Source organism: Rathayibacter sp. AY2B3 (assembly GCF_002931755.1).
In the GTDB taxonomy this organism is placed as follows: Bacteria; Actinomycetota; Actinomycetes; order Actinomycetales; family Microbacteriaceae; genus Rathayibacter.
In genome coordinates this window covers 18377-42609 of sequence record NZ_PSUG01000007.1, presented here as the reverse complement: position 1 = coordinate 42609, position 24233 = coordinate 18377, and the positions used below count along the sequence as shown (strand labels likewise).

Sequence of the window (24233 nt, the reverse complement as noted above, 5' to 3'; positions counted from 1 at the left end):
GCGACCGCGGTGCCGGCCGCTCAGGCGGCGAACGTGCGGCGGTAGGCCGCGGGAGTGGTCGACAGGATGCGTGTGAAGTGGTGGCGCATCACCGCGGCCGTGCCGAAGCCGACCTGCGCGGCGACCGCCTCGAGGGTCAGCTCCGTCTCCTCCAGCAGCACCTGGGCCCGGAGGAGGCGCTGGCGGGTGAGCCAGGCGAGCGGAGTCGTGCCGAGGTCGGCGCGGAAGCGGCGCGCGAAGGTTCGGGGAGCCATCAGGGCGTGACGGGCGAGCGCCTCGATCGAGAGGTCCTCGTCGAGGTGCTCCAGCATCCACTCGGTGACCTCGGCCAGCGAGTCCGCGCGCGCCTCGGGAACGGGGGTCCGCAGGAACTGCGCCTGCCCGCCGTGGCGCTGCGGGGGCACGACCATCCGCCGGGCGACGACGCCCGCCGCCGTCGCGCCCAGCTCCTCGCGCACCACGTGCAGCGCCGCGTCGATCCCGGCCGCGGTGCCCGCACTCGTCACGATGCGCCCCTCCTGCACGTAGAGGACCTCCGGGTCCACCGTGACGGAGGGGAAGCGCCGGGCGAGCTCTGCGGCGTGCATCCAGTGGGTGGTCGCGCGCCGGCCGTCGAGCAGGCCCGCCTGCGCCAGCGTGAAGGCCCCGCTGCAGACGCTGAGGATCCACGCGCCGCGCTCGTGGGCCTCGCGGAGGAGGTCGAGCACCCGCTCGTCGGCGGGCCCGCGTCCGTGGGCGGGGACGGCGATCAGGTCCGCGTCCCGGGCCGTGTCGAGACCATCGGCGATCAGCAGGTCGAACCCGAGGCTCGTCCGGACGGGGCCCGGATCGGGAGTGGCGATCCGGAAGTCGAGGGCGGGACCTCCGTCGGCGCCGCGATCGATCCCGAACACCTCGCAGACGACCCCGAACTCGAACGGCGCGAGGCCGGGCAGGGCGAGGAGGGCGACGGAACGGAGCACGGCGGCAGGATATCGCTCCCCATCGTGATCCGGCCGATCCGTCCCGTCGATCCCCGCCGCTAGGGTGTCTTCCGGCGCGCGCAGTCGCGGGCCCGCACCGAGGAGGATCCACATGGCATGGCTGGTCACCGGGGGAGCCGGGTACATCGGGGCGCACGTGGTGCGCGCGTTCTCGGAGCAGGGCATCGACCCCGTCGTCCTCGACGACCTCTCGTCGGGGCACGCGTCGTTCGTGCCCGAGGGCGTCCCGTTCCATCAGGGCTCGATCCTCGATGAGGCCCTGCTCGACCGCGTGCTCGCCGAGCACGACATCGAGGGCGTCGTCCACGTCGCCGGGTTCAAGTACGCCGGCGTCTCGGTCCAGCGCCCCCTGCACACCTACGAGCAGAACGTCACCGGCACCCTGCGCGTACTGGCGGCGATGGAGCGCGCCGGGGTCTCCTCGATCGTCTTCTCCTCGAGCGCTGCCGTCTACGGCGCGGTCGACGTCGAGATCGTCACCGAGGACACCCCCAAGAGCCCGGAGTCGCCCTACGGCGAGTCGAAGCTGATCGGCGAGTGGCTGCTCGCGGACGCGGGGCGCGCGCACGGCGTCCGGCACGCCTCCCTGCGCTACTTCAACGTCGTCGGGTCCGGCTACCCGGACGTCTACGACACGAGCCCCCACAACCTCTTCCCCCTCGTCTTCGAGGCGCTGCTGGAGGGCCGCACGCCGAGGATCAACGGCGACGACTACCCGACGCCGGACGGCACCTGCGTCCGCGACTACATTCACGTCGCCGACCTGGCGCTCGCGCACGTCGCCGCGGCGCGCCGCCTGGCCGCCGGGGAGCCGATCGACCCGGTCTACAACCTGGGCAGCGGATCCGGGGCCTCCGTCGGCGAGATCATGCGCGCGATCGCCGACAGCACCGGCATCGCCTTCACGCCCGAGGTCGTCCCGCGGCGGCCGGGCGATCCGCCCCGCATCGTCGCCTCCGGCGAGACGGCCGCCCGCGACCTGGGCTGGGAGATGCGGCACACCGTCGCCGAGATGGTGGAGAGCGCCTGGCGCGCACGGAGCGCCGCGACCGCCTGACCGGATCTCACGTTCGCGACACGCCGGTGTGTCGTGAACCCTCCACGGCGGGTTGAGGGTTTATGGTCCGCGACTTGACCTGAGCGAATGACACCGCTGTAATTACCTAGGCAGCGGCTCCGGGAGGAGCGGCCGCCGATCATCGGTTCGCAGGCGGGGTAGGAGACGGCATGACGCTTCCGGAACAGCACTCCGGAGTCCCCGAGGATTGGTTCGTCGATCCGGTCCGCCTGGGCGTGCCCGGGGTCCGACCCGGGATCGACACCGCGACCGAGGCGCCGGGGGGCGCGCTCTCCTGGCAGGTCGACTCGCTCTGCGCGCAGACCGACCCCGAGGCCTTCTTCCCCGAGAAGGGCGGCTCGACCCGCGACGCCAAGAAGATCTGCACGTCGTGCGAGGTCCGGGCGCAGTGCCTCGAGTACGCACTCGAGAACGACGAGCGCTTCGGCATCTGGGGCGGCCTGTCCGAGCGCGAGCGCCGGAAGCTGCGCCGCCGGGCGTAGTCACCTCCTCGCCGTGACCCGTTCGACGGGGCGGCGAGCCGCAGGCGGGCGGCGCGGCGGCATCGCTTAGGGTGGTCCGCGATGTATCCACGAGTCACCGCCGTCCTCGTCGCGCGCAACGGCGCGGCCTATCTGGAACGAACCCTCGCGGCCCTGCGGGCGCAGACCCGTCAGCCCGACGCGACGGTGTTCGTCGACGGCGGCTCGAAGGACTCGACCGACGAGCTCCTCGCGTCCTGGGGCCCGACGCAGCTCGTGCAGGTCGCCGAGCACCTCCCCTTCGGCCAGGCCGTGGCGCGCGCGGTCCGCGTGATGCAGCCGCCGGCCGGAGAGGACGAGTGGCTGTGGCTGCTCGCGCAGGACTCCGCCCCCGAGCCCGGAGCCCTCGCGGCGCTGCTGGGAGCGGTCGAGGTCGCCCCCTCCGTCGCGGTCGCCGGCCCCAAGATCATGGACTGGACGCGCTCGGGCTACATCCGCAGCTACGGCGAGTCGATCACCAAGCACGGCACGACCGTCCACCTCGTCGAGGACGAGCTCGACCAGGGCCAGCACGACTCCACGCCCGACGTCCTGGCCGTCGCCGCCGGCGGCATGCTCGTGCGCCACTCCCTCTGGGAGGAGCTCGGCGGCTTCGACCCCGGCCTGCCGGTCGTCGACGACGCCCTCGACTTCTCGATCCGCACCCGGCTCGCCGGGCACCGGGTCAGCCGTGTGCCGGACGCCCGCGTCACCACCGCCCGCATCGGGCTGCAGCGCCCCGACGGCCGCCGCATCGACAGCGGGGAGCGGCGCCGCACGCGCCAGCACCGCACCGCGCAGCTGCACCGCCGGCTCGCCTACGCGCCCGTCGTGCTCCTCCTCCTGCACTGGCTCTCGCTCGTCCCCCTGGCGATCGGCCGCGCGGTCGTGCGCCTGCTGCGCAAGCAGCCGGGGCTGGTCGGAGGAGAGCTGCTCGCAGCCCTCGTCGTCGCCTTCGGGGGGACGAAGGTGCTCCGGGCCCGCACGGTGCTGCGCTCGTCGAAGAACGTGGGGTGGAAGGCCGTCGCGCCGCTGCGCATCCCGCTGGACGTGGTGCGGCAGCTGCGCTCGGTGCGCCACGACGCGGTGCGCGTGCAGGCCGGGCGGGACCGCCATCCTCTGCACTTCTTCCAGGGTGGGGGAGTGTGGGTCGTCCTCGTCGCGGCGCTCGCCGGCCTGGTGATCTACACGCCGCTCCTCGCCGCTCCCGCGCTCAGCGGCGGCGGTCTGCTGACGCTCTCGCCGACGGCCGGCGAGCTGTGGCGCAACGCGGCCTACGGCTGGCGCGATCTCGGATCCGGGTTCATCGGCGCGGCGGACCCGTTCGCCGCCGTCCTCGCGGTGCTCGGCTCGCTGACGTTCTGGTCGCCCAGCTACTCGATGGTGCTGCTCTACCTCGTCGCACTCCCCGCTGCCGCCCTCGGCGCCTGGCTGATGATCGCGCGGCTCACCCCGCGCGCGACCGCCCGCGCCGCCGGAGCCCTCGTCTACGTCCTCGCCCCGGCCTTCTTCGCCGCGCAGGCCGACGGACGCCCCGCCCCCCTGCTGGTGCACGTGCTGCTGCCCTGGCTCTTCTTCGCCGGGTTCGGCGCGTACCGCTCGTGGTCCGCCTCCGCGAGCGCCTCGATCCTGGCCGCGGCCGTCGTGGCGTGCGCGCCGGTGCTGGCCGTGCCGCTCCTGGTGATCTGGCTCGTCGTCGTCGCGACCTCGGGGCGGCGGATCGGCCGTTTCCTCGGCCTGCCGATCCCTGCGGCGGTCCTGCTCTTCCCGCTGGTGGTCGCCCGCGCACCGCGAGGCGACTGGCTCGGAGTCCTCGCCGATCCGGGCGTCCCGCTGCCCTCCGCGCAGTCGGACTTCGTCGCGCTGCTCGCCGGCTTCCCGGCCGGTCCGCCCGACGGATGGCTCGCGTTCCTCGGCGGCCTGGGGATCGGTGTCTCCGCCGCCCCGCTGGTCACGGCCGTGCTCGTCGTGCCGCTGATCGTCGCGGCGCTGGCCGCCCTCCTCCTCCCGAACAACCTCTCGGCCCTCGGCGGAGTCGGCGTCGCGGCGGCCGGTCTGGTGACCGCCTCGCTCGCCCAGGGCGTGCAGGTCGCGACCACCGGCTCCGAAGCGGTCTCCGTCTGGAGCGGCACCGGTCTCAGCCTCTACTGGCTCGGCCTGGTGATCGGCGCGTCGCTCTCGCTCGCCGCCGTGCGCTCGGTGCGCGTGGTGCCGGCGCTCGTCGTCACGGCCGCCGCAGCAGCACTGGTCGGTCCGCTCGCTGTGGCCTTCCCGACCGGTGCCGGCACCTCCGTGTCGACCACGTCGGACCGCTCGCTTCCCGCCTATGTGGCGGCCGAGGCCCAGAACGACCCGCGGGTGGGCACGATCGTGCTCGTTCCACAGGCGGACGGCGGCGTCCTCGCCCGCCTGGAGCGAGGGGCGGGCGCGACCCTCGACCAGCAGTCGACCCTCGCGAACACCGGCGCCGAGAGCACGGACGCGATCGACGAGCTGGCGGGCAACCTCGTCTCGCGGACGGGCTACGACGTCCCCGCAGCGCTCGAGAGCCTCGGCGTGCGCTTCGTCGTGCTGACCGAGCCGGCCGGCACCCAGGTCGGTGACGCGGCCGCCGCCGTGCGTGCGCGGGCGGCCGTCTCCCTCGACGGCAACGCGGCCTTCTCGGCCGTCGGCGACACCCGCTACGGGCTCCTCTGGACGGCCGTCGACACGGAGGGGACCCGCACCGAGGCCGCTCCGTCCGGCGTGGTCGGACCCTTCGGGATCGCCTACACGATCGCCCTCCTCCTCGTCTTCGTCGTCGCGCTCCTGCTGGCGGTGCCCACCGGGCTCTCCCTCGAGCGGGGCCGCTCCAGCGGCGCGGTCGCCGGGATCGACGACGAGCCGGGCGAGGCCACCGGCCAGTTCGACGACGGGAACGACGATGTCTGACCCCGCCGACCAGGAGAAGCAGATGCCCGAGTCCTCCGCCCGCCGCTCCCGCGCGGAGCGCCGCGCCGACCGCGCCGCGGCCTCGGCCCCCGATCGCGCCCCGTCGGCCGCCCGTCGGCGCCGGACGGCCCTGCGCGGCGCCGTGGGCGCGGCCGGAGTCGTGATCGCCGCGGCCGCCGTGGTCGTGCCCCAGCTCCTCCCGTCCCCCCTGGTCTCGAGCGCCGCGGAGGGCGTCGTCGTGACGCCCGTCGCGGCCGACAGCTCGCTGGTCTGCGGCGGCGATCTGATCGACGCCGGAGAGCCGGAGCAGCTGCGCGCCCTCGACGGCGCGGCGACCGCGGTCCGGCCCGAGGGCTCCACCTCCGACCCCACGGTCCTCGACGAGGACGACGTCGCCGCACCGGGCACCGGCATCACCGGTCTGAGCGTGCCCGCGGGCTCCGACCCAGCCCCGGGCGGAGCCACCGTCCAGGCCATCGGGACGGACACCCTCTCCGGACTGTCGGCCCGCGCCTGCGCCGAGCCCTCCGCCGACAGCTGGCTCGTGGCCGGCTCGACCGACGTCGGGCGCACCTCGGTGCTGATCCTGGCGAACCCGAGCGAGGTCGCCTCCACCGTCGACCTCACGCTCTTCTCTGAGACCGGCACCGTCCAGGCCACCGGCGCCACGGGCGTCGTCGTTCCGGCCGGAGCGGTCCGGGCGCTCCCGCTCGCGGGGCTCGCTCCCGGAGTCGTCCAGCCCGTCGTGCACGTGACCGCCCGGGGCGGCGAGGTCGCCGCGAGCCTGCAGAGCAGCGCCATCTCCGGCCTCACCCCGGAGGGCGTCGAGACCACCGGACCCTCCGCCGGCCCGGACACGCTCGCCGTGATCGCCGGCTTCACCGTCACGTCGCCTCCGGCGGAGACCGCGAGCGACGACGGCAGCGGCGGCGCGGGCAGCCCCGTGCTGCGCATCCTCACCCCCGGCGACGCCGACAGCACGGTCTCGGTCGAGGTGACCAACGAGGACCCGAGCGGGTCCGGCGCCTCCACCCAGGTCGTCGTCCCGGCCGGTCTCGTCGGCGAGGTCCCGCTCACGGGCCTGGCGGACGGCTCCTACCGCATCGTCCTGCGGGCCGACCAGCCGATCGTCGCGGCGGGGCGGACGACCTCGACCGGCTCGGCCGGGACGGACTTCGCCTGGTTCGCCTCCGGCACCGCGACCACGACGCCGTTCGGCGTCGCCGGCACGGGCGAGGGCGACGCGCGACTGCACCTGGTCAACGGCAGCGACTCGACCGCCTCGGTCGAGATTGCGTCGCCGGGCGGCACCCGCACGCTCGAGCTGGGTCCGTTCGCGGCTCTCGCGACCCCGCTGGACGGCGACGGCGCGGTCGTCAGCAGCACCCAGCCGGTGCAGGCCTCGGTCTCGATCGCGCGGGACGGGCGGATCGCCTCGTACCCGATCGTGCCGCCGGGACCGCTCTCCTCGCCGATCACCGTCTACTCGCACTGAGACGCGGGGCGGCGGCACCCCAGTGGTGGCGGCGCCGCGAAGGTGCCGGCGCCTCAGGGGTGCCGGTAGCGGTCCGGGGAGATGTCCCACGGGTCGCGGCCGAGCAGCTCCGCGACGGCGCGGAACACGTAGCTCTCGATCAGCATGCGCTGGTGCCACTCGTCGCGGCGGTGCAGCTTCGCCAGGCGCTCGATCGGCACGCGGTAGAGCGTGATGCGGCGCGCGGCGTGGTCGACGCGCCACCGGGCGATGCCCGTGCCCTGCAACCGGTCGGGATCGACGTCGGGAGTCGCCGCGACGTCGACCCGGATGCCGGCGAGCTCCTCCGGCCAGGTGCCGCGGAGGTAGTCGAAGGCCGAGCCGATCGTCGCCTCGAAGAAGTCGGAGCGGGTCTGCAGCAGCGGGAGGTGCGGACCGGTGATCGGCCCTCGTGCGCCGCGGCCGTGCCGGTCCCGGGAGCCTCCGCGCGACCCGCTCGTCGGGCGAGCGGCGGAACGACGAGCACGGGGCATGGCTCCAGCCTATTGCTACTGTGGGCGGCGATGACCGGACGGCACTGCTCGCGGACGGGCTGCCGCGCGCAGGCCGTCGTCACGCTGACCTACGACTACCGCGACTCGCTGGTGGCGGTCGGGCCGCTGAGTCCTGCGCCGGATCCGCACGGCTACGACCTCTGCGCCGAGCACGACCGGCGGCTCCTCGTCCCGCGCGGCTGGGAGACCGTCCGCTACGGCGCGGGGCCCGCCTAGGCCGCTGCCGCGCGCCTCAGGGGCGTTCGGGGAAGCCGCGCGGTGTGCTCGAGAGCACGGGGGCCAGCCGCTCGAGGCGCTGGTCGGACAGGAGCAGGGCGCGCTCCTCCCGTGCCCGGCGGAGGGCGGCCACGGCGAGGAGGAAGTCCTCCGCGGGCGCGGCGGGCAGCGGGGAGACGTGGACGGCGGTCTCGTCGGCCAGTGCGGCGGCGAGCTGCGAGCGCGAGGGCTCCGTCATGCCGTGGCGCTGGCGGAGGAACTGCGCCAGTCGGCGCGCCAGGGCGTCGGGGAGGCGCGCGGTGTCCGCCGTGACGGCCCAGCCCCGCAGCGGCTCCGGGATCTCGACGACCAGCGGCTCCGCGCGGGGGACGCGCTCGAGCTGGCTGTGCGTGCCCGCGAGGACGTCGCCGAGCCGGCGCGACCGGCGCGAGAGGAGGCCGACGACGGCGGCGAGCCCGCCGAAGCTCATCAGGATCTCGAGGACGCCGGTGAGGCCGCGGACGAGGGCGTGCCGGAAGCCGATGGAGCCGCCGTCGTCGCGGACGACGCGAGCACCGACGGTCAGCTTCCCGAGCGAGCGGCCGCGACTGGCCGTCTCGACGGTGACGGGCACGATCACCACGGCGATGACGAGGGCAGCGATCGCCACGGCGGCCGAGGCGGCGGGGTCGAGGCCGCCGTCCCCGGAGAGGGAGGAGACCAGCAGGAACAGGCCCAGCGCGAGCAGGAGCTCCGCGATCAGGTCGATGATCGCGCCGACCGCGCGGAGCACGAAGGAGGTGACGGGCACCTCGAGCGCGATCGCCTCGCCGGTGACCAGGTCGGCGTCGTCGAACTCGGTCCGCTGCTCCTCCACGGTGCTCCTCCCGGATGCTCGGCCTCGCGGCGTGCCTGGCTATCCTGTCAGGAGATGGACATCGACGCTCTCTCGGCCGCACGCGCTGCGCAGTGGACCCGCCTCGACGAGCTCTCGCGCAGGCGCCGCCTGACCGGAGCCGAGGCGGACGAGCTGATCGAGCGCTACCAGGCGGCCTCGGCGGACCTCGCCGCGATCTCCTCCACCGCCGGATCGACGGCCGTCGGGACGCGGCTGGCCGTCTCGCTCTCACGGGCCAGGGGACGCCTGACCGGAACGCGCGACGAGCCGCTCGCCGCGGTCTCCCGCTTCGTCGTCCTCTCGCTCCCCGCCGCTCTGCACCGGCTGCGCTGGCTGACGCTCGCCGTCGCCCTCGCGACCGCTCTGGTGGCGACGCTCTACGCGCTCTGGATCCTCGGCGACCCGCGCCTGCTCGCCGCGCTGGGCGATGACGAGGAGCTGCGGCGCTTCGCCCGGGGCGACTTCATCGACTACTACTCCGAGAACCCCGCCGCCTCGTTCGCCGGGCAGGTGTGGACCAACAACGCCTGGATCGCGGCGCAGTGCGTGGCCTTCGGGATCGTCGGCGTCTACGTGCCGTACATCCTGCTGCAGAACGCGCAGAACCTCGGCACGTCGATCGCGGTGATGTTCCACGTGGGGGAGGGCGACACGTTCTTCCTCTACATCGCGCCGCACGGCCAGCTCGAGCTGACGGCCGTGTTCGTCGCCGCAGCCGCGGGCCTGCGGATCTTCTGGGCCTGGATCGCTCCCGGCGCGCGCACCCTCGGCCAGGCGCTCGCCGAGGACGCGCGGAGCCTGTTCACGGTGGCGATCGGCCTGGTCTTCGTGCTGCTCGTCTCGGGCGTGATCGAGGGGTTCGTCACTCCGGCGCCCTGGCCCTGGTGGCTCAAGATCGGGATCGGGGCGCTCGCCCTCGGCGCGTTCCTCTTCTACATGATCGTCGTCGGCGGGCGCGCGGTGCGGGCGGGGGAGACGGGCGATCTCGACCGGTTCGAGGCCGGGTCGCGGAGCATCGCGGCCGGCTGAGCGGAGTCGGCTGAGCGCGGCCGGACGAGCGCGTTCGTCGGAGCGGGGTCGTCGCGGTGCGCTCGGGACCGACGACGGCCGCTCGCGCAGGTCAGAGCCGTCCGGCCGCCTTGAGCGCGAGGTAGCGGTCCGCGAGGGCCGGCGGGAGGGCGGAGGGGCTGCCGAGCACGACGTCCCCGCCGAGGCGGCGGACGGCGGCCGAGAGCCGGTCGACGTCCGCGAGCGAGCGCTCCGCGGCGGCGGCGGAGTAGACCGCGGCTCTGTCGCTCCGGTCCTCCGCCATCCGCTGCAGCTCGGGGTCGAGCGCGCAGGCGACCACGACCGTGTGCACGCGGGTGAGCTGCGGGAGCACCGCGAGGAGCCCCTCCGCCGAGCCGACCGAGTCGAGCGCGGTGAGCAGCACCACCAGCGAGCGCTGCGAGGCCAGGGTGCGCACCTGCGCGGGGACCGCCGCCCAGTCGGTCTCGATGAGCTGGGGCTGCACGGGGGCGAGGGCGTCCACCACGCGGGTCAGCACCTCCGTGCCGGTGGCGCCGTGCACGCGGGCTCGCCGGGTGCGGTCGAACGCGAGCACGTCGACCCGGTCGCCGGCCGAGGCGGCGAGGGCCGCCAGGAGGAGCGAGGCCTCGATCGCCGTGTCCAGGCGCGGCTCGTCCTCGATCCGGGCGGCGGAGGTGCGGCCCGTGTCGAGCACGACGATCACTCGCCGGTCGCGCTCCGGGCGCCACGTGCGGACGACCGGCTCCCGGCGCCGGGCGGTCGCCCGCCAGTCGAGCGAGCGGACGTCGTCGCCGCGGACGTACTCGCGCAGGCTGTCGAACTCCGTCCCCTGGCCGCGGATCATCACGCTGGTCCGACCCTCGAGCTCGCGCAGCCGCGCCAGGCGCGAGGGCAGGTGGCGGCGGGAGCGGAAGGCGGGCAGCACCCGGACGACGGCCGGCGCGGCCCGCGTCGCCTGGCGGCCCGCCAGCCCGAGCGGCCCGCGGGAGCGGATGGTGACGTGGAGCGCCCGGCGCTCGCCGCGGCGGAGCGGCTCCAGGACCGTGGTCACCGCGCGGCGCTCGCCCGGCGGCAGGCGCAGGGACGACCGGGTCTCGAGGGCGCCGGCCGACGGCTCCCAGGCGTCGCGGAGGACCCCCGTGATCCTCCTGCGGCCGGTGCTCGTGACCAGGAGGGTCGCCTCGGTCCGCTCGCCGAGCCGCACCCGGTCCGGCACACGCCGCTCGAGCACGACGGCACGCGGCGAGCCCGCGACCGCGACGTCGATCCCGACGAGGGCCGCCCAGGCCAGGAGCCAGAGGCCGAGCACGGCGAAGGCGACCTCGGGGCGACCGCCCAACAGGACGACCGGCACCAGGCCGACGAGGAGGACGAGGACGCTGCGTCCGGTGAGGTGCACGGCTCAGACCGGGACGCGGACCTGCTGCAGGATCCCGCCCAGGACGGCCTCGGTGCGGACGCCCTCGAGCTCCGCCTCCGGCTCCAGCTGGATGCGGTGGCGCAGCACGGGCAGGACCATCGCCTGCACGTGGTCCGGGGTGATCGAGCCGTATCCGTTGAGCCACGCCCAGGCGCGGGACGCCGCGAGCAGGGCGGTCGAGCCGCGGGGACTGGTGCCGAGCTTGACGCTCGGGCTCTCACGGGTGGCGCGGGCGAGGTCGACGATGTAGCCGAGGACGTCGGGGCCGGCTCCGACGCGCCGGGCCGAGGCCTGAGCGGCGCGAAGGCGGGCGGCGTCGAGCACAGGGCGCACGCCCGCGGCGTCGAGGTCGCGCGGGTCGAACCCGGCGGCGTGGCGCGAGAGCACCTCCACCTCGACGTCGCGCGGCGGGATGTCGAGCACGAGCTTGAGCAGGAACCGGTCCAGCTGGGCCTCCGGGAGCACGTAGGTCCCCTCGTACTCCACCGGGTTCTGGGTGGCGGCGACGAGGAACGGGTCCGGCAGAGGCAGGGTGCGTCCGTCGACGCTGACCTGGCGCTCCTCCATCGCCTCGAGGAGCGCGGCCTGGGTCTTCGGCGGCGTGCGGTTGATCTCGTCCGCCAGCAGGAGGTTCGTGAAGACCGGGCCCTCGCGGAAGGCGAAGCCGGAGGTGGAGGCGTCGTAGACGAGGGAGCCGGTGATGTCGCCGGGCATCAGGTCCGGCGTGAATTGCACCCGGCGGGTGTCGAGGCCGAGCGAGACGGACAGGGCGCGCACGAGGAGAGTCTTCGCGACTCCGGGGACGCCCTCGAGCAGGACGTGCCCGCCCGCGAGCAGGGCGATCAGGAGCCCGGAGACGGCGCCGTCCTGACCGACGACCGCGCGGCCGACCTCGGCGCGGACCCGGTCGAGCTCGGCGCGCAGGTCGTCGTCGGAGACCGGCGCCGCGTCGCGGGCGGAGGGGGTGGTGTCGCTCATCGGGAGGGGCCTTCCGGTCGTCGGGCGGTCGTCGGGGAGAGGGCGGCGCGGAGCGCGCTCTCGAAGCGGAGGAGCTCGTCGGAGGCGGCGACGAGGGCGGCGTCGTCGGCCGGCAGGTCGTCGACGAGAAGCCGACGCAGCGCGGTCGGATCGCGGCCGAGGCGCTCGGCGGCGACGGCGACGATCTCGTCGACTCCGGTCGCCGGAGCGAGTCCCAGGAGCGCGGCCGTGCGCCGGAGGGTGCCGATGCGCAGCGCATCGAGGGCGCGGGGCCGCAGGGCTCCGCGAGCGTAGAGCCGGGCGCGGCCACGGGCCGTCTCGCTGGCGTGCACGACGACCGGCAGCGGCTCGACCGCGAGCGGGCCGAGCCGACGGCCGCGCCAGACGGCGGAGGCGACGAAGACGGCCACCAGCAGCAGGAGGGCCGGGGTGACCCAGCCGGGGGCGAGGTCGGCGGGTGCGGGAGTGGTGCTCGCCTCGTCGGCGGCTCCGGCGCGGTACCAGACCAGCCGGTCCTCGCCGCCGAGCAGTCCGAGCGCGAGGGCGGCGCGGCCGTCCTGGCCGATGGTGCCGTTGCGGAGGAGGTCGGCGTCGCCGATCGCGGTGACCTCGGCCCCCTGCGGGAACCCGGTGCTCACGAGCAGGAAGCCGTCGTCGCCCGAGGGGAAGCAGCCGACGGCGTCGCCGTCGTCGAGGATCCGGTAGGTGCTCCCTCCGGCGGGCAGCGTCCCGGCGCGCTCGGCCGCGGGGAGCGGGCACTCGGCGCGGAAGGGGCCGTCGCCCGCCGGGGAGCCGGCGAAGCGGACGGCCGGCAGCAGGGCGTCCAGCGCGGCACCCCCCGGGGTCACCAGGACGAGCGACGCGGAGGCGCGGGCGAGCCGGCGGTACTGGGCCTCGTCGAGGGCGACGTCCGGGTCGTCGACGAGCAGTGTCGTGTCGGTGGACGAAGCGGCGAGAGCGGAGTCGAGGTCGTCGGCGCGGACGACCTCGACGCCCTGATCGCGCAGCACCTCGGCGAGCGCGCGGGCGCCGTCCGGGGTCGCGCTGTCGACGTCGAGGTCCGGAGCGGCCACCCGGGTCCCGGTCGCGACGGTGAGCAGCAGAGTGCCGACCGCGACGATCACCAGGAGGAGCGCCCACACCCGTCCGCGGCGCAGCAGTGCGCCGAGGGTCGGGCTGGAGACCGTGTCGGCGCTCACCGGGGCGCCGCCAGGGCGTCGAGGACCGGCGAGGCCGCGTCGAGCTCGCGGTCCAGTGCCGCGACCCGCTCGTACTCGGCCGGGCCGCAGGGCTGCCCGAGGTAGCGCACGCGGTCGAAGTCGTCGGCTGTACGGCGCAGCGCGGCGGCGGAGGAGGGGAAGGCGGCGGAGGCGCGCGACGCCAGGCCGAGCGCGGTGGTGCCGGGCGAGACCCGCAGGACGGTCCGCTCGTCGAGGGAGCGCACCAGAGCGCGGAAGCGCTCGACGAGGGCCTCGTCCCAGTCCCCGCGGGCGGCCGCGGCCTCGGCGAGCGAGCGGAGGGTCGCGGCCGAGCGGGTGTCGTCGTCGGCGAGCACGGCTCCCGTGACGGTGCTGCGGCGCCCGGCGCGGGGCCGTCCGGCGATGACGAGCGCCGCGACCACGAGCGCCACGAGGACCAGCACGCCGATCACCGCGGCGATCGGCACCGGCGGGCCGTCGCCCTGCAGCGTGAGGGAGGCGAACCAGTCGCGCACCGCCTGCACCACCCGGTCGAAGAGGGTCGGCTCGGCCGCCCGGTAGCGCGGGTCGGCGAGCTCCTCGAGGAGGAGGCGGCGCGCCTGCTCCGCGTCGGGCTCGAGAGGGGCCGCGGCGAGGATCACGGGCGCTCCGGCACGGGGAAGGGATCGGAGGAGGGGCGTCCCGCTGCGCGCTCCTCGACGTGGCGCATCAGCACCAGGTCGAAGCCCTCGCGGCGCATCCTGCGGTCGAGGTAGACCAGGCCCGTCACGGCCGACTGGAGCACCGTTCCGACGGCGCCGATCACGAAGCCCACGGCGACGGAGGCGATCGTGACCACCAGCGAGGTGACGAGCTGCGCATCCGGATCGGTCGGGGCGATCAGGGCGCCGGCGATCGGGATGAGCAGGCTGAAGGGTGTGGCCACGATCTGGCCCGCGACCTGGATGATCACGGTCATCAGCGCGAGCGCGCCGAAGGTGCGCCAGAAGCCGCCCGCCACCAGCCGCCAGGAGCGCGCCACCGCGCGGCGCAGCGGCAGCCGCTCGACGACGATCAGGCTCGGCACCAGGGCGAGCTTCGTCGACAGCCAGACGCCCAGCGCGAGGGCGACCAGGCCGGAGCCGACGAGCACCAGGATCCCGCCGACGATCGCGCTCGACGTCCCGTCCATCGCTCCGATGACGAACAGCGGCACGGCCAGCGCCACGGCGAGGAGAACCAGGAGGAGGTAGCCGACACCCTGCAGGACCGTCCAGCCGATCAGCGCCCAGAAGCGGCCCCGCAGCCGGGCGAGCAGCTGTCGAAAGGTCGCCCGCTCGCCGAGGACGCCGCGGGTGACCTCGAGCACGACCACGCCCTGCACCAGGGCCCCGCTGGCGAGCGAGACGGCGAGCGGGATGAGGGCGGCCAGGACCACGACCGCGAGGGACCCCGCGCCGACGGCGTCGCGGTCGGCGGACTCCGCCTGCGCGATGCGCCCGACGGCGAGCACCGCGATCAGGCCGTAGACCGCCAGGGCGAGCACCGACCCGAGGCCCTGCACCAGCAGAGCGACGCCCAGGGTCGTGCGGGGGCTGCGGCGGAGGACCTGGAACGGGGCGCCGAGCAGGGTGCCGAAGCCGAGCGGGCGCAGCGGCACGAGGCCGGGCCTGGGCGGGGGAGTCCAGCCGGGAGCGGGGCGACCGGGCGGCCAGGGGCCGGCGCCGGATCCGGCCGTCCAGGAGCCTCCGGCGGGACCGGGCGGTACGGGACCTGCGCTCGGCGGCGCGGGCGACCAGGACGGGGCGACGGGAGCGGGCGGCGGCGTGCGCCGGTCGCCGTCCTGCGCCGGGACGGCCGCGTCGTCCGGACGCCCTGCGGGCGGGGGCCACTGAGCTGCGTCGGTCATCCCCTCCATGCTGTCACAGGCCTGTGGGCCGGGTCCTCCCCCGAGCGGACCCCCTTCGCCCGCAGAGCCCGCTCCCCGCCCGCGGGGAGGTGCGTCGGTTAGCCTGGGGCGGTCACCGTGCGCGCCGTGGGCGGGCGCGACCCGAGACGAGGAAGAGCAGACCGATGAGCGCGCGCATTCTGGTGGTCGACGACGACGCCGCCCTGGCCGAGATGATCGGCATCGTCCTGCGCGCCGACGGGTACGACGTCTCCTTCTGCGCGGACGGCTCCGGCGCCCTCGAGGCCTTCCGGCGGGCCCGGCCGGACCTGGTCCTGCTCGACCTGATGCTGCCCGGGATCGACGGGATCGAGGTGTGCCGCGCGATCCGCGGCGAGTCCGGCGTCCCCGTCATCATGCTCACGGCCAAGTCCGACACGGCGGACGTGGTGCAGGGCCTCGAGTCCGGCGCCGACGACTACATGGTCAAGCCGTTCGACCCCAAGGAGCTCGTCGCGCGGATCAAGACGCGCCTGCGACCCGCCACCGCCGCCGCGAACGCGGTGCTGCAGGTCGGCGACCTGAGCCTCGACGTCGCCGGCCACGAGGTCCGCCGCGGCGAGACGCGCATCGGCCTGACCCCGCTCGAGTTCGACCTCCTCCTCGCCCTCGCCTCCAAGCCCCAGCAGGTCTTCACCCGCGAGATGCTGCTCGAGCAGGTCTGGGGCTACCACTACAAGGCCGACACCCGCCTCGTGAACGTGCACGTCCAGCGCCTGCGCGCCAAGGTCGAGAAGGACCCGGACGACCCCCGCATCGTGATGACCGTGCGCGGCGTCGGCTACCGCGCCGGCGCCGTCCTCCCGAGCTGACCGTGCGCCGCCTCGCCGCTCCCGACGTTCGCCGGTGGCCCCGCCGCGTGCTCGGGGTGTGGCGCACGTCGCTGCAGTTCCGCGCGGTCGCGATCACGGTCCTGCTCAGCGGCATCGCCATCGGCTCGACCGGCGTCTACCTCTCGTACAGCATCAGCGACAACCTGTTCCAGTCGCGGCTGACGCAGGTCACGGGCGACACGTCGCGCGCGACCCGGGCCGCGCAGGGCTACCTCGACGCCGCCACCGTCTCCACCCGCCAGGACATGGAGGAGGTGATGAGCTCGGTGCGCACCGCCGTCCGGGACGCCTCCTCCTCCGCGCTCATCGCCGTCGTGCGCTCGCCCGACCAGGAGGCGTCGTCGCTGGCGCCCCAGGACATCTACAACCGCGAGCTGCAGAACGGCGTGATCAGCGACGCGCTGCGCGAGCGGGTGCAGGCGGGCTCCGACGGGCAGTACTGGCAGTCGGTGACGCTCGACGCCTCCGGTCAGCAGCAGCCGGGCATCCTCGTCGGCTCGACCCTCGAGCTGCCGAGCTCGGCCGGGCGCTACGAGCTGTACATCGGCTACTCCCTCGCGGACGCGGAGCGCACCCTCCAGTTCGTGCAGCAGGTGCTCAACGTGGCGGGGATCCTGCTCATCCTGCTGATCGGAGCGGTCAGCTGGGTCGTCGTGCGGATCGTCGTCGCCCCGGTGCGGGTCGCGGCAGAGACGAGCCAGCGCCTCGCCGCCGGCGACTTCGACGTGCGGATCCCGGAGCGGGGCCAGGACGTGATCGCGACCCTCGCCCGGTCCTTCAACGGCATGGCGGACAGCCTGCAGGACCGGATCAGCGAGCTCGCGACGCTCAGCCGGGTCCAGCAGCGCTTCGTCTCGGACGTCTCGCACGAGCTCCGCACGCCGCTGACGACGATGAAGCTGGCCGGGGACGTGCTCTACGACCAGCGCGAGGACTTCGCCCCGGTCGCCGAGCGCACGGTCGAGCTGCTGCACAGCCAGATCGACCGCTTCGAGAGCCTCCTCGCCGACCTGCTCGAGATCTCCCGCCACGACGCGGGGTCGGCCGAGCTCGAGCTCGAGCCGGTCAACCTGGTGAAGCTGGCCGGTGACGAGATCGAGGCGATGCGCGGGATCGCGGAGGCGAACGGCTCCCGGCTCACGCTCTCCGCCCCGGGCGGCTACTTCGACGCCGACCTCGATCCGCGCCGCATCCGCCGGATCGTCCGCAATCTGCTGGGCAACGCGATCGAGCACGGCGACGGCCGCGAGGTCGTGGTCACCGTCGACAGCAACGCCAGCGCGGTCGCCCTCGCCGTGCGCGACTACGGCCACGGCATGAGCAGCGAGGAGGTCGTGCGCGTCTTCGACCGCTTCTGGCGCGCCGATCCGTCCCGCCGCCGCACGCTCGGCGGCACCGGCCTCGGCCTCTCCATCGCGCAGGAGGACACGGCCCTGCACCACGGCTGGCTGCAGGTCTGGTCCGTGCCGGACCGCGGCGCCTGCTTCCGCCTCACCGTGCCCCGGCACCGCGGCGAGCGGATCGAGGCCTCGCCGCTCCCGCTGCCCCCGGTCGACGCGGGCGAGCAGGCCTACAGCGGGCCGATCGTCCTCCCGCCGCTGCAGGCTCCTCCGGTCGGGGCCGCGGGGGTGCTCCCGTGAGGCGCGGCGTCCTCCGTGCCGCCGCGGCCGCCGCGCTGCTCGCGCTCGGGCTCGCCGGGTGCGCCGGCATCCCGAGGGACGGCGACGTCGGAGTCGGACGGCCCGACACCGCGCCGCAGGACCTCCAGTACGACTTCCTCCCGTCAGGACCCGCCGTCGGTGCGTCGCAGCGCGACATCCTCACCGGCTTCATCGACGCCGCGTCGAGCCCGCAGAGCAACTACAAGATCGCCCGGGAGTTCCTCTCCACCGGCGCCGACTGGACGCCGGGCGAGCACGTGACGGTCGACGAGGGCCAGCGCTCCGCCTCGCCGCAGTCGGGCTCCACGCTCTCGCTGACGATCACGCCCGTCGCCGAAGTCGACGCGACCGGCGTCTACACCGACCTCGCCACCACGGCCGGCCTGACCCTCGACTACGGCTTCGTCCAGGAGAACGGCGAGTGGCGCATCAGCGCGCCGCCGAGCGGTGTCGTGATCGACCGCACCACGTTCGAGCAGGTCTTCTCGACGCACGCCCTCTACTTCTTCGACCCCGGATACCAGTACCTCGTGCCGGACCTGCGCTGGTTCGCCTCGCGCGCCGACAGCTCCACCAGCACCACGATCGTCACCGAGCTGCTGCGCGGCCCCACACCGTGGCTGCGGGACTCCGCCGCCGTCGTGTCGGCCTTCCCGACCGGGACGACGCTGGCGGCCGAGACCGTGCCGGTCGAGTCGCAGCGGGCCGTGGTCGACCTGAACCCGGCCGCGCTCGAGGCCGATCCGGCGCAGTGGCGGCTGATGGCCCTGCAGCTGAACCGGAGCCTCGCGAACGTCTCCAACGTCACCGGCGTCGCGCTCTCGGTCGAGCAGAACCCGATCGACGTCCCCTCCGAGGTCACCGGGCTGCCGACCTCGCCCCGCGTCGACACCCGGCCGCTCGTGCTGACCGACGACGCCTTCGGCTTCCTCGGCTCCTCCGGCCTGGCCGGCCTCGGGATCTCGGATCGGATCGAGGCGCTGCAGCCGATGGCCGCGGTGCTCGGTGAGCAGCGCGGGGCCGACTCCGACGCGGCCGCCGCCGTGCTCACCACCGCGGGCGTGAGCCTCGTGGATCCGGACGGCGGCGACGTCCTGCTCGACGCGCGCTCGGGCCTCGTCGCGCCGACCATCGATCCGCTCGGGTACGTCTGGTCCGTGCCCTCGGCCTCGCCCGGGCAGCTTGTGGCGTACTCCGCGGACGGCTCACGCTCGATGCAGGTCGCGACGGCCTGGAGCGAGGTCGAGTCGCTCGCCTCGATCGCGGTGTCCCGCGACGGCACCCGGATGCTGGCGCTCGCCCAGGACGGGCAGCAGGCGACAGTGCTGGTGGCCGGCATCACCCGCTCGCGCGACGGCGACCCGGTGGCGGTCGGCGAGCCGGTCGTCCTCCGCTCGACCCTGGGGACCGCGGTCGCCGCGGCCTGGACGGACGAGCTCGACGTGGTCTCGGTCGTCCGAGGCTCGACGGGGGAGGACGCGGTCACGATGAACCTCCTCGGCGGAGGCGCCACGGCGCTCGGCACGACGACGGGCACGGTCCAGATCGCCGCGGGCAACACCTCGACCCAGGTCCGCATCCTCGCCGAGGGCGGGGAGCTCCGGCAGCAGCGGGGCTCGGCCTGGCAGACGATCGCGACGGACATCCGGCTGCTCGCGGCGCAGACCGGCATGGGGTCCTGACGGGTCCTGTCCCCGGCGGCGACTACCCACGGCGGCGGCGCGCTCCGGATGCTCCTCCCCAGGTTCGTCCAGCGGGCGGATCGTCCCGGCCCGACGGATCCGCACCCCGCGCCGCGGCTCGGTCGGCGAGCGTGGAGGAATGCTCTCCGATCACCTGCTCGACGCCCTCGCCGTCCTCCTCCCGCTGGAGTGCCCCGCCTGCGGAGAGCCGACGAGCCGGGCGCCCTGCCCGGACTGCTCGGTCGACGCGGCCGCCTCGGCGTCACTGCTGACCCGCGTCGTCGGGCCGCCGGACGATCCGCTCCTCGTCGTCACCGGGGCCCCGTACGAGGGCACGGTGCGCCGCCTCATCGTCGCGCTGAAGGAGGAGGGCCGCACTGCCTGCCTCGCCCCGCTCGGCGCGCTGCTGCGCCCGGCCCTCGGCGCGGCGCTCGCCGGCAGCCCTGCGATCCTGGTCGTCCCGCCCGGCTCCTGGCTCGGCCGCGTGCGGCGGGGCGCCGATCCCGTCGCGCAGCTGGTCGCCGCGGCGGGAGGGCGGGCGGCGCGTCCTCTCCGGCGGTCGCGGACGGTCCGCGATCAGGTCGGGCTCGGCCGCGTCGAGCGGCGCGGCAATCTCGACGGGGCGTTCCGCGCCCGCCGGCCGCTCTCGTCGTGGCCGCCGGTGGTCCTCGTCGACGACGTGGTCACCTCGGGCGCGACCCTGCTCGAGCTGCGGCGCGCCTTGCGCGCGGCGGGCGGGACCGTCAGGGCGGCGGCAGCGCTCGCCGGCACTGCGGAACGAGGAGGGAACGTACCAGCAGAATCCGGACGAACTCCCGGTGACGATCCGGTGGCCGGGGTCTACGGTGGGGGCACGGCGTGAACGGTCCGCCCCGGAGAAAGGCGGCACGCCGTACTCGACTGGGAGGTTGTCATGGACATCGACATCACAGGACGCAACATCGACATCACCGATCGCTTCCGCGCGTACGCGACGGAGAAGTCGGACAAGGTGGCGCACCTCGCCGATCGTGCTCTCGCACTCGAGATCAAGGCGAGCAGGCACGCCGAGGGCAAGGGCTCGGCCGGCGGCGACCGCGTGGAGCTGACGCTGATCGGCAAGGGGCCCGTGGTCCGGGCCGAGGCGAGCGGAGCCGACAAGTACGCGGCGTTCGACGTCGCCATCGGCCGGCTGCTCGAACGGGTGAGACGGGCCAAGGATCGGAAGAAGGTCCATCGGGGCCAGCATCGGCCGACCTCGCTCCGCGACGCGGCCGCCGACGACTTCAGCGTCGTCGCCATCCAGCCGGCCGACGCCGCGGTCCTGGAGCAGTTGAGCACGGGTGTGATCCCCGTGCAGGAGGCGCCGGAGCCGGTGGAGGACGAGGCCGAGGAGCCGTACTGCCCCGTCGTCATCCGCAAGAAGGTCTTCGCCTCCGTCTCGATGACCGTCGACGACGCCGTCGACTACATGGAGCTGGTCGGACACGACTTCTACCTCTTCATCGACTCCGACACGAGCCGCCCGAGCGTGGTCTACCGCCGCAAGGGCTGGGACTACGGCGTCATCGGCCTCGGCGACGAGGCCGACGAGCTCGCCGAGCAGGCCGCCGGCTGAGATCCGACCCCGGGCCCCGGAGCATCCGCTCCGGGGCCCTCCCCGTGCCCAGGCAGGGAGTCCGCCCAGGGCGGACGCGTCGCCCCGACCGCTCACCGCCCGCCCCGGCTAGGCTGGTCGCGGTCCGCGCTCCGGCGCGCGACTCCTGTCTTCTACTTTTTTGGAGTACCCCGTGGCCTCTGTCCTCGAAAAGGTCCTTCGCGTCGGGGAGGGGCGGGTCATCCGCCGCCTCGAGAACTACGCGAAGGCCGTCAACGCCCTCGAAGAGGACTTCACGCACCTCAGCGACGAGGAGCTGAAGAACGAGACCGTCGAGCTGCGCGAGCGCTACTCGAACGGCGAGTCCCTCGACGACCTGCTGCCGGAGGCGTTCGCCGCCGTCCGCGAGGCCTCGCGCAGGACGCTCGGCCTCCGCCACTTCGACGTGCAGCTCATGGGCGGCGCCGCCCTGCACCTGGGCAACATCGCCGAGATGAAGACCGGAGAGGGCAAGACGCTCGTCGCCACCCTCCCGGCCTATCTCAACGCGATCGCCAGTCGCGGCGTGCACATCGTCACGGTGAACGACTTCCTCGCGTCGTACCAGTCCGAGCTGATGGGGCGCGTGTTCCGCGCCCTCGGCATGACGACCGGGGTGATCCTCTCCGGCCAGACCCCGGAGCAGCGCCGCGAGCAGTACGCGGCCGACATCACCTACGGCACGAACAACGAGTTCGGCTTCGACTACCTCCGCGACAACATGGCGTGGCAGGCGCAGGACATGGTCCAGCGCGGCCACTTCTACGCCATCGTCGACGAGGTCGACTCGATCCTCATCGACGAGGCCCGCACGCCGCTGATCATCTCCGGACCGGCCTCGGGCGAGGCGAACCGCTGGTTCGCGGAGTTCGCCAACCTCGCGAAGCGCCTCGACGAGGGCGAGGACTTCGAGGTCGACGAGAAGAAGCGCACCGTCGGCGTCCTCGAGCCCGGCATCGAGAAGGTCGAGGACTACCTCGGCATCGACAACCTCTACGAGTCGGCGAACACGCCGCTGATCTCGTTCCTCAACAACGCCATCAAGGCGCGCGCGCTGTTCAAGAAGGACAAGGACTACGTCGTGCTGAACGGCGAGGTCCTGATCGTCGACGAGCACACCGGCCGCATCCTGGCGGGACGCCGCTACAACGAGGGCATCCACCAGGCCATCGAGGCGAAGGAGGGCGTGCAGGTCAAGGCCGAGAACCAGACCCTGGCGACCGTCACGCTCCAGAACTATTTCCGCCTCTACGCGAAGCTCTCCGGCATGACCGGAACGGCCGAGACCGAGGCCGCCGAGTTCATGTCGACCTACAAGCTCGGCGTCGTCCCGATCCCGACGAACCGCAAGATGCAGCGGATCGACAACGCCGACCTCGTCTACAAGAACGAGCAGGTCAAGTTCGCCCAGGTCGTCGAGGACATCGCGGAGCGCCACGCGGCCGGGCAGCCGGTCCTCGTCGGCACGACCAGCGTCGAGAAGAGCGAGTACCTCTCGCGCCTGCTCGCCAAGAAGGGCGTGCGCCACGAGGTCCTGAACGCCAAGAACCACGCGCGGGAGGCGGCCATCGTCGCCCAGGCCGGCCGCCTCGGCGCCGTCACCGTCGCGACCAACATGGCCGGTCGAGGCACCGACATCATGCTCGGCGGCAACGCCGAGTTCCTCGCTGTCTCCGAGATGACGGCGAAGGGCCTCAACCCCTCCGAGACCCCGGAGGAGTACGAGGCCGCATGGGACGAGGTCTTCGCGGCCGTCAAGGAGAAGGTGGGCGAGGAGGCCGAGAAGGTCCAGGCCGCCGGAGGCCTCTACGTGCTCGGCACCGAGCGCCACGAGTCGCGCCGCATCGACAACCAGCTCCGCGGACGCTCGGGCCGCCAGGGCGACCCGGGGGAGAGCCGCTTCTACCTCTCGCTCACCGACGACCTGATGCGCCTGTTCAACTCCGGCGCCGCCGAGGCGCTCATGGGCCGGGGCAACGTCCCGGACGACATCGCCATCGAGTCGAAGGTCGTCTCGCGCGCCATCCGCAGCGCCCAGTCGCAGGTCGAGGCCCGCAACGCCGAGATCCGCAAGAACGTCCTCAAGTACGACGACGTCCTCAACCGCCAGCGCGAGGCGATCTACTCGGACCGCCGCCACATCCTCGAGGGCGACGACCTGCACGAGCGCACCCAGAAGTTCCTCGTCGACGTGATCGACGAGATCCTCGAGGTGCACACCGGCGACGGCAACGGCGACGACTGGGACTTCGACGCCCTCTGGACCGAGCTGAAGACGCTGTACCCGATCAGCCTCACCATCGACGAGGTGGTGCAGGAGGCGGGCAGCCGCGGCCGCATCAACAAGGAGTTCATGCGCCGCGAGATCCTCTCGGACGCGCAGCTCGCCTACCAGCGCCGCGAGGAGCAGCTGGGCTCTCCCGCCATGCGCGAGCTCGAGCGCCGCGTCGTGCTCTCGGTGATCGACCGCCGCTGGCGCGACCACCTCTACGAGATGGACTACCTCAAGGACGGCATCGGCCTGCGCGCGATGGCCCAGCGCGACCCGCTGGTCGAGTACCAGCGCGAGGGCTTCGCCCTGTTCCAGCAGATGATGGGGCAGATCCGCGAGGAGACCGTCGGCTTCCTCTTCAACCTCGAGGTCGAGGTGACCCAGAAGCAGGGCGAGGTCGCCGGAGTCGCGGCCAAGGGGCTCGCTCAGCCGGTGGCTCCGGCCGAGAAGCTCAGCTACTCGGCGCCGAGCGACACCGGCGGCGTCGAGGTCCGCAACCAGCGCGGACAGGTGCAGCAGGCGGCCACCGCGAAGGCCCGCGCCGAGGAGGCCCGCAAGGCGCTCCCCGAGGGCGAGGCGGAGGAGACTCCGACGACCGGCGCCTTCGGCCAGAAGCCGGGCGGCTCGGACGCCCCTCCCGCCAACCGCGAGGAGCGCCGCGCGCAGTCCAAGCGCCGCTGAGTCCTCCCGGACGACGCCGACGGCCCCGGTCCCGCAGCAGCGGGGTCCGGGGCCGTCGGCGTTCCTGCGGAGGCTTCGGATCCCCTTCCCTCCCGCCGTCAGGACTCGCCGCGCGCGAGGGCCGAGACGAAGCCGCCGGCGAAGGTGTCGCCGAGGCCGATCGTCGTCGGCCGGTCCGTCTCGAGGACGCAGCAGGCCTCGAGCGTCGACTCCACCGCTGAGCAGACCGCTTCCGACCCGGGTTGGGGAGGGAGCCCGCCGACGCGGTCGTAGTCGGCGGCGGTGAAGCCGTCCCCGAGGAGGTAGCGGAGCTCGGTCGCGCC

Annotated in this window: 21 protein-coding genes; 12 read left to right on the top strand and 9 right to left on the bottom strand. The window is 74.1% G+C overall.

All coding sequences use genetic code 11. The features are described from left to right. Positions 1-20 precede the first annotated feature (20 nt). Positions 21-962, bottom strand: a complete 942-nt coding sequence (locus C5C24_RS03740) for a GlxA family transcriptional regulator (RefSeq protein ID WP_104304337.1) — start codon at positions 960-962, stop codon at positions 21-23. Between the two features lie 112 nt (positions 963-1074). Here C5C24_RS03740 and galE point away from each other — a divergent pair, with 112 nt between their 5' ends. From galE to C5C24_RS03720, 4 genes are all read left to right on the top strand, one after another. Then, the gene (gene galE, locus C5C24_RS03735; protein ID WP_104304336.1) at positions 1075-2040 is read left to right on the top strand and encodes a UDP-glucose 4-epimerase GalE; all 966 of its coding nucleotides are present in this window, start codon (positions 1075-1077) and stop codon (positions 2038-2040) included. A gap of 170 nt (positions 2041-2210) precedes the next feature. Beyond that, entirely contained in the window at positions 2211-2543 is a 333-nt protein-coding gene (locus tag C5C24_RS03730; protein ID WP_104224145.1) for a WhiB family transcriptional regulator, read from the top strand. Between the two features lie 81 nt (positions 2544-2624). After that, positions 2625-5492, top strand: a complete 2868-nt coding sequence (locus tag C5C24_RS03725) for a glycosyltransferase family 2 protein (protein ID WP_104304335.1) — start codon at positions 2625-2627, stop codon at positions 5490-5492. Continuing rightward, positions 5485-6987: a DUF5719 family protein gene (locus C5C24_RS03720; RefSeq protein WP_146082511.1), complete on the top strand. Its 1503-nt coding sequence runs from the start codon at positions 5485-5487 to the stop codon at positions 6985-6987. Before C5C24_RS03725 ends, C5C24_RS03720 begins: the two co-directional genes overlap by 8 nt. 53 nt (positions 6988-7040) lie before the next feature. Here the strand turns inward: C5C24_RS03720 and C5C24_RS03715 are convergent, their stop codons facing one another. Then, the gene (locus C5C24_RS03715; RefSeq protein WP_104224142.1) at positions 7041-7499 is read right to left on the bottom strand and encodes a metallopeptidase family protein; all 459 of its coding nucleotides are present in this window, start codon (positions 7497-7499) and stop codon (positions 7041-7043) included. 30 nt (positions 7500-7529) lie between these two features. On the opposite strand from C5C24_RS03715, the gene C5C24_RS03710 reads away from it, so the two are divergent. Next, positions 7530-7736: a DUF3499 family protein gene (locus tag C5C24_RS03710; RefSeq protein WP_104224141.1), complete on the top strand. Its 207-nt coding sequence runs from the start codon at positions 7530-7532 to the stop codon at positions 7734-7736. A gap of 16 nt (positions 7737-7752) precedes the next feature. Here the strand turns inward: C5C24_RS03710 and C5C24_RS03705 are convergent, their stop codons facing one another. Further along, positions 7753-8592, bottom strand: coding sequence for an RDD family protein (locus C5C24_RS03705; RefSeq protein WP_104304333.1), 840 nt, complete (start codon positions 8590-8592; stop codon positions 7753-7755). A gap of 54 nt (positions 8593-8646) precedes the next feature. On the opposite strand from C5C24_RS03705, the gene C5C24_RS03700 reads away from it, so the two are divergent. After that, positions 8647-9642, top strand: coding sequence for a stage II sporulation protein M (locus C5C24_RS03700; RefSeq protein WP_104304332.1), 996 nt, complete (start codon positions 8647-8649; stop codon positions 9640-9642). A gap of 91 nt (positions 9643-9733) precedes the next feature. On the opposite strand, the gene C5C24_RS03695 is transcribed toward C5C24_RS03700, so the two are convergent. Genes C5C24_RS03695 through C5C24_RS03675 form a run of 5 tightly spaced genes read right to left on the bottom strand, consistent with a single transcriptional unit; the run spans position 9734 to position 15127 of the window. Then, entirely contained in the window at positions 9734-11041 is a 1308-nt protein-coding gene (locus C5C24_RS03695) for a DUF58 domain-containing protein (RefSeq protein ID WP_104275306.1), read from the bottom strand. A gap of 3 nt (positions 11042-11044) precedes the next feature. After that, positions 11045-12040 (bottom strand): MoxR family ATPase, encoded by a 996-nt coding sequence (locus tag C5C24_RS03690; protein ID WP_104275305.1) that lies wholly within the window; start codon positions 12038-12040, stop codon positions 11045-11047. Further along, complete coding sequence (locus tag C5C24_RS03685; RefSeq protein WP_104304331.1) at positions 12037-13239, bottom strand: DUF4350 domain-containing protein; 1203 nt, start codon at positions 13237-13239, stop codon at positions 12037-12039. The genes C5C24_RS03690 and C5C24_RS03685 overlap by 4 nt, the downstream gene beginning before the upstream one ends. Next, positions 13236-13880, bottom strand: a complete 645-nt coding sequence (locus C5C24_RS03680; protein WP_104275303.1) for a DUF4129 domain-containing protein — start codon at positions 13878-13880, stop codon at positions 13236-13238. Before C5C24_RS03680 ends, C5C24_RS03685 begins: the two co-directional genes overlap by 4 nt. Further along, positions 13877-15127 carry a hypothetical protein gene (locus tag C5C24_RS03675; RefSeq protein WP_146082510.1) on the bottom strand — a complete coding sequence of 417 codons (1251 nt, stop codon included), beginning with the start codon at positions 15125-15127 and terminating at the stop codon, positions 13877-13879. The genes C5C24_RS03680 and C5C24_RS03675 overlap by 4 nt, the downstream gene beginning before the upstream one ends. A gap of 164 nt (positions 15128-15291) precedes the next feature. Between C5C24_RS03675 and mtrA the strand changes: the two genes are divergently transcribed. From mtrA to secA, 6 genes are all read left to right on the top strand, one after another. Further along, positions 15292-15978 carry an MtrAB system response regulator MtrA gene (gene mtrA, locus C5C24_RS03670; RefSeq protein ID WP_104275302.1) on the top strand — a complete coding sequence of 229 codons (687 nt, stop codon included), beginning with the start codon at positions 15292-15294 and terminating at the stop codon, positions 15976-15978. Positions 15979-16034: 56 nt separating this feature from the next. After that, positions 16035-17639, top strand: coding sequence for an MtrAB system histidine kinase MtrB (gene mtrB, locus C5C24_RS03665; RefSeq protein ID WP_258065034.1), 1605 nt, complete (start codon positions 16035-16037; stop codon positions 17637-17639). Beyond that, a complete protein-coding gene (locus C5C24_RS03660) occupies positions 17636-19342 on the top strand; it encodes an LpqB family beta-propeller domain-containing protein (protein ID WP_104304329.1) in 1707 nt (568 codons plus the stop codon). The genes mtrB and C5C24_RS03660 overlap by 4 nt, the downstream gene beginning before the upstream one ends. Before the next feature lie 139 nt (positions 19343-19481). Then, a complete protein-coding gene (locus tag C5C24_RS03655; protein WP_104304328.1) occupies positions 19482-20204 on the top strand; it encodes a ComF family protein in 723 nt (240 codons plus the stop codon). A gap of 51 nt (positions 20205-20255) precedes the next feature. Then, on the top strand, positions 20256-20939 hold the full coding sequence (gene hpf, locus C5C24_RS03650; RefSeq protein ID WP_104304327.1) for a ribosome hibernation-promoting factor, HPF/YfiA family: 684 nt from the start codon (positions 20256-20258) through the stop codon (positions 20937-20939). A gap of 172 nt (positions 20940-21111) precedes the next feature. Beyond that, entirely contained in the window at positions 21112-23910 is a 2799-nt protein-coding gene (gene secA, locus C5C24_RS03645; RefSeq protein ID WP_104275298.1) for a preprotein translocase subunit SecA, read from the top strand. Between the two features lie 98 nt (positions 23911-24008). On the opposite strand, the gene C5C24_RS18210 is transcribed toward secA, so the two are convergent. After that, positions 24009-24125, bottom strand: a complete 117-nt coding sequence (locus C5C24_RS18210; RefSeq protein WP_146082509.1) for a carbohydrate kinase family protein — start codon at positions 24123-24125, stop codon at positions 24009-24011. Positions 24126-24233 lie beyond the last annotated feature (108 nt).

What these genes read in the sequence shown, in the direction of transcription:
- galE (WP_104304336.1), top strand. Translation starts at nt 1,075, where the DNA reads ATGGCATGGCTGGTCACCGGGGGAGCCGGGTACATCGGGGCGCACGTG.
- C5C24_RS03730 (WP_104224145.1), top strand. Translation starts at nt 2,211, where the DNA reads ATGACGCTTCCGGAACAGCACTCCGGAGTCCCCGAGGATTGGTTCGTC.
- C5C24_RS03725 (WP_104304335.1), top strand. Translation starts at nt 2,625, where the DNA reads ATGTATCCACGAGTCACCGCCGTCCTCGTCGCGCGCAACGGCGCGGCC.
- C5C24_RS03720 (WP_146082511.1), top strand. Translation starts at nt 5,485, where the DNA reads ATGTCTGACCCCGCCGACCAGGAGAAGCAGATGCCCGAGTCCTCCGCC.
- C5C24_RS03715 (WP_104224142.1), bottom strand. Translation starts at nt 7,499, where the DNA reads ATGCCCCGTGCTCGTCGTTCCGCCGCTCGCCCGACGAGCGGGTCGCGC.
- C5C24_RS03710 (WP_104224141.1), top strand. Translation starts at nt 7,530, where the DNA reads ATGACCGGACGGCACTGCTCGCGGACGGGCTGCCGCGCGCAGGCCGTC.
- C5C24_RS03700 (WP_104304332.1), top strand. Translation starts at nt 8,647, where the DNA reads ATGGACATCGACGCTCTCTCGGCCGCACGCGCTGCGCAGTGGACCCGC.
- C5C24_RS03690 (WP_104275305.1), bottom strand. Translation starts at nt 12,040, where the DNA reads ATGAGCGACACCACCCCCTCCGCCCGCGACGCGGCGCCGGTCTCCGAC.
- C5C24_RS03675 (WP_146082510.1), bottom strand. Translation starts at nt 15,127, where the DNA reads ATGACCGACGCAGCTCAGTGGCCCCCGCCCGCAGGGCGTCCGGACGAC.
- mtrA (WP_104275302.1), top strand. Translation starts at nt 15,292, where the DNA reads ATGAGCGCGCGCATTCTGGTGGTCGACGACGACGCCGCCCTGGCCGAG.
- C5C24_RS03655 (WP_104304328.1), top strand. Translation starts at nt 19,482, where the DNA reads ATGCTCTCCGATCACCTGCTCGACGCCCTCGCCGTCCTCCTCCCGCTG.
- hpf (WP_104304327.1), top strand. Translation starts at nt 20,256, where the DNA reads ATGGACATCGACATCACAGGACGCAACATCGACATCACCGATCGCTTC.